At 61.2% G+C, this 3,444-nt stretch carries 4 protein-coding genes; 1 reads left to right on the top strand and 3 read right to left on the bottom strand.

What is annotated here, in order from left to right; translation table 11 throughout:
* Window positions 1-1,225, bottom strand: a 1,225-nt coding sequence (locus tag QWB57_RS08535) for a tryptophan--tRNA ligase (RefSeq protein ID WP_288969148.1), incomplete at its 3' end; no start/stop codon positions are given.
* Between the two features lie 134 nt (window positions 1,226-1,359).
* On the opposite strand from QWB57_RS08535, the gene QWB57_RS08530 reads away from it, so the two are divergent.
* Window positions 1,360-2,154 (top strand): hypothetical protein, encoded by a 795-nt coding sequence (locus QWB57_RS08530; protein ID WP_288969147.1) that lies wholly within the window; start codon window positions 1,360-1,362, stop codon window positions 2,152-2,154.
* A gap of 43 nt (window positions 2,155-2,197) precedes the next feature.
* On the opposite strand, the gene QWB57_RS08525 is transcribed toward QWB57_RS08530, so the two are convergent.
* Together QWB57_RS08525 and rocF are read right to left on the bottom strand one after the other, a co-directional pair.
* Window positions 2,198-2,335 carry an entericidin A/B family lipoprotein gene (locus tag QWB57_RS08525; protein ID WP_288969146.1) on the bottom strand — a complete coding sequence of 46 codons (138 nt, stop codon included), beginning with the start codon at window positions 2,333-2,335 and terminating at the stop codon, window positions 2,198-2,200.
* Window positions 2,336-2,415: 80 nt separating this feature from the next.
* Complete coding sequence (rocF, locus tag QWB57_RS08520; RefSeq protein ID WP_288969144.1) at window positions 2,416-3,339, bottom strand: arginase; 924 nt, start codon at window positions 3,337-3,339, stop codon at window positions 2,416-2,418.
* Window positions 3,340-3,444 lie beyond the last annotated feature (105 nt).

Raw genomic sequence — 3,444 nt, 5'->3', positions numbered from 1 at the left:
CCACATCGGCATCCAGCGTGCCGCTTTTGATCGATGCAATCCGCTGCCCGGCATCACGCGGGGAATCAAAGCCCGCGCTTTGCAACAGCACGCGCTCGCCTTGCACCAGTTTGAAGTAGAACTTGCCATCGGCATCGCGGTATTGCTTGAAGCTGGGCACCCCGGCATCGGATGATCTCTTGGGTTTACCCGCATCACTGCCCGCCACCACCTGCGACAAATCGCGCAAGCCCACCGCTTCACGCAGGCGGGTAATTGCCGGGGTTGCATAGGCACTGCGCAAGCGCGCTGCGCCGTCGCGCAAGATCGCTTCGATTTCGGCCGGCTTGGCCATCAACGCCTCGTAGTTGTCGCGCAGTGGCGCAACTTCCGTATCAATTTTTTCGAACAACGCCTGCTTGGCATCGCCCCAGCTGATGCCCTCGGCAAACGCCTGCGCAAATGCGGCGGTGTCCTGTTTCGATGCAAACGCTTGATACAACTGAAACAGCGCCGAACCTTCAGTGTCCTTGGGCTCGCCGGGTGCACGCGAGTCGGTGAGAATGCCGGCGATGAGTTTTTTCAGTTCGTTGCGCGGGGCAAACATCGGGATGGTGTTGTCGTAGCTTTTGCTCATCTTGCGGCCATCCAGACCGGGCAAGGTGGCCACCTGCTCATCCACCGCCGCTTCTGGCAATACAAAAAACTCGTGCCCGTAAATGTGGTTGAAGCGCTGACCAAACGTGCGCGCCATTTCGATGTGCTGCACCTGATCGCGGCCCACCGGCACCTTGTGCGCATTGAAGATCAAGATGTCGGCGGCCATCAACACCGGGTACATGAACAACCCGGCGCTGATGCCGGCATCGTCGTCCTCACCCTCGGCGCGGTTTTTATCCACCGCCGCTTTGTAGGCATGCGCACGATTGAGAATGCCCTTGCCGGCCACGCAGGTGAGCAGCCACGTCAGCTCGGGGATTTCTGGAATGTCCGATTGCCGATAGAACCACACCTTGGCCGGATCCAACCCGCAGGCCAACCACGCCGCCGCAATCTCCAACGTGGAACGCTGCGTGCGCGCGGGGTCTTGCGCCTTGATCAAGCTGTGATAGTCCGCAAGGAAATAAAAACTCTCGGTATCGCTGGCACGCGATGCGGCAATCGCCGGGCGGATGGCACCAACGTAATTGCCTAAGTGTGGAGTACCGGACGTGGTGATACCGGTGAGGACGCGGGTCTTGCTCATGCGGGGCTGCGCTTGTATTGCGAAATCAATCGCCATTCTAAAGGCACAGCCCTAAAGACACAGCGCTAACCCCGTTTTGCGGCGTGATGCGTTGACCGTCTTGCAGCGCACCCCTTGCGCCTCTGGAGACCGCCATGTTTCGCCCACTTGCACTCGCCCTTGCCCTTGCCGCATCCACTGCATGCAGCTTGCCCGCCCACGCCCGCGACATCGTCACGCTGGGCGTGGTGGATCGAGACAGCGGACAAACCCTGCCCGAATACCCATTTCGTGGCCAACATTGGGTCGCCGGCGTGCCCGGCCACCGCTACGCGGTGCGGCTGACCAATACCAGCGGCGAGCGCGTGCTGGTGGTGTTGTCGGTGGATGGCGTGAACGCAGTCAGCGGGCAGACCGCCGCACCCTCGCAAGCCGGTTATGTGTTGGGGCCGTGGGAGTCCGCCGAAATCGCCGGCTGGCGCAAATCGCTGGATGACATTGCCCAATTCGTATTCACCGACCTGCCCGATAGTTATGCCGCGCGCACCGGTCGCCCGGCCAATGTGGGAGTGGTGGGAATCGCGGTGTTTCGTGAATATCAGCCGCCCCGCCCGCAATATGCACCGCCGCTGGCCGCGCAAGAACAAGCACGCGACAGCATGGCCAAATCCATGCCGGCACCGGCTCCACCCGCTGCCGCCAACCGCGCGATGGCAGAGGCCGATGCGATGCCACAACAACTGGGCACGGGCCACGGTCAGCGCGAATGGGCACCGGTGGGGCAAACCTCGTTTCAACGGATGAGCACACGCCCGCAGCAAGTCAGCCAAGTGCGCTATGACGATGCCAATGCGCTAGTGGCGATGGGTATCCTTCCACGCCTCTATCGCGGCTATGCCGACAACACGCCACGTGCGTTTCCGCAGGGATTTGTGCCGGATCCGCGCTGACGGTATTGGCCCATCGGGCTTCTGCCCGATGGGCTTGCAGCGCTTACTTTTTGCCGGAAGCGTCTTCGATTTTTTCGCCAACTTTCTTGATGTCCTTACCGGCACCATTCACGGTATTGCAGGCGGTCAAGGCCACACTGGCGAACACGGTCAACAACAGCAGGGCAAATAAACGTTTCATGGAAGCCTCGTGACGGGGTGGAAAGCAACATTAAACCGCGTCACCGCTAAAACTGCACATGAACACGCATCAATCGCGTATCAATCGCGCATCAAGGTCGATTTGCCAAACAGACTTTCCACCAAATCCACCGCCAGCTTGGCGGTGGCATTACGGCGATCCAGTGCGGGGTTGATTTCGACCAAATCCAGCGACCCCAGGCAACCGCTATCGGCCACCATTTCCATGATGAGTTGCGCTTCGCGGTAGTTCACACCGCCGGGCACGCGGGTGCCGGTGCCGGGCGCAATCGACGGATCCAGCATATCCACATCGAAGCTCACGTGCAGATGCGTGTTGGCATCCATCCCTTCCAGCGCTTCTTCCATCGCGCGGCGCATACCGACTTCGTCGATATAGCGCATGTCGTAGATATCCAGCCCGTATTCCTTGACCAGTCGCTTCTCGCCCGGGTCCACTGAACGAATGCCGATCTGGCGCACTTGGTCGGGACTGATCGCCGGGGTGATGCCACCAAATCCGGTCAACGCCGCCGGCCCCATCCCACACAAGCACGCCACTGGCATGCCGTGGATATTGCCGCTGGGGGTGAGCTCGTGGGTGTTGAAATCGGCATGCGCATCCAGCCACAACACGCGCAACTGTTTACCGATGCTGCGGCAATGCGCGGCCACCGCCGCAATCGAACCGATTGCTAGGCAATGATCGCCACCCAGCAAAATCGGCATCCGCCCGGCTTGCAGCTCACGGGTGGACACCTCAAACACCCCGCGATTCCACGCCGTCACTTCCTCCAAATGCCGGTAGCCATCCACCGGCGCACTGACCGGGTTGCGCGGGCCGCTGACATCGCCCACATCGCGCACCGCCACACCGCGCGCAGCAATGGCATCCACCAACCCGGCCACGCGCAAGGCCTCCGGCCCCATCGACGCCCCGCGCCGTGCTGCCCCAATATCCGTAGGAACGCCAAAAATGGAAACAGGCGGGTAGTGACGCTGCATGGAAGGCCCCAACAGATACGCCGCCTACGGCACAGGCGCAAGCTGGGCGATGGTGCCGCTTGTCCGAATCGAACGGACGACCTACCGCTTACAAGGCGGTTGCTC

The sequence above is a fragment of the uncultured Thermomonas sp. genome (assembly GCF_937872235.1).
GTDB classification, from domain to species: Bacteria; Pseudomonadota; Gammaproteobacteria; order Xanthomonadales; family Xanthomonadaceae; genus Thermomonas; species Thermomonas beijingensis.
The sequence above is the reverse complement of the archived record's forward strand: the minus strand, read 5'-3'. Positions and strand labels throughout refer to the sequence as shown.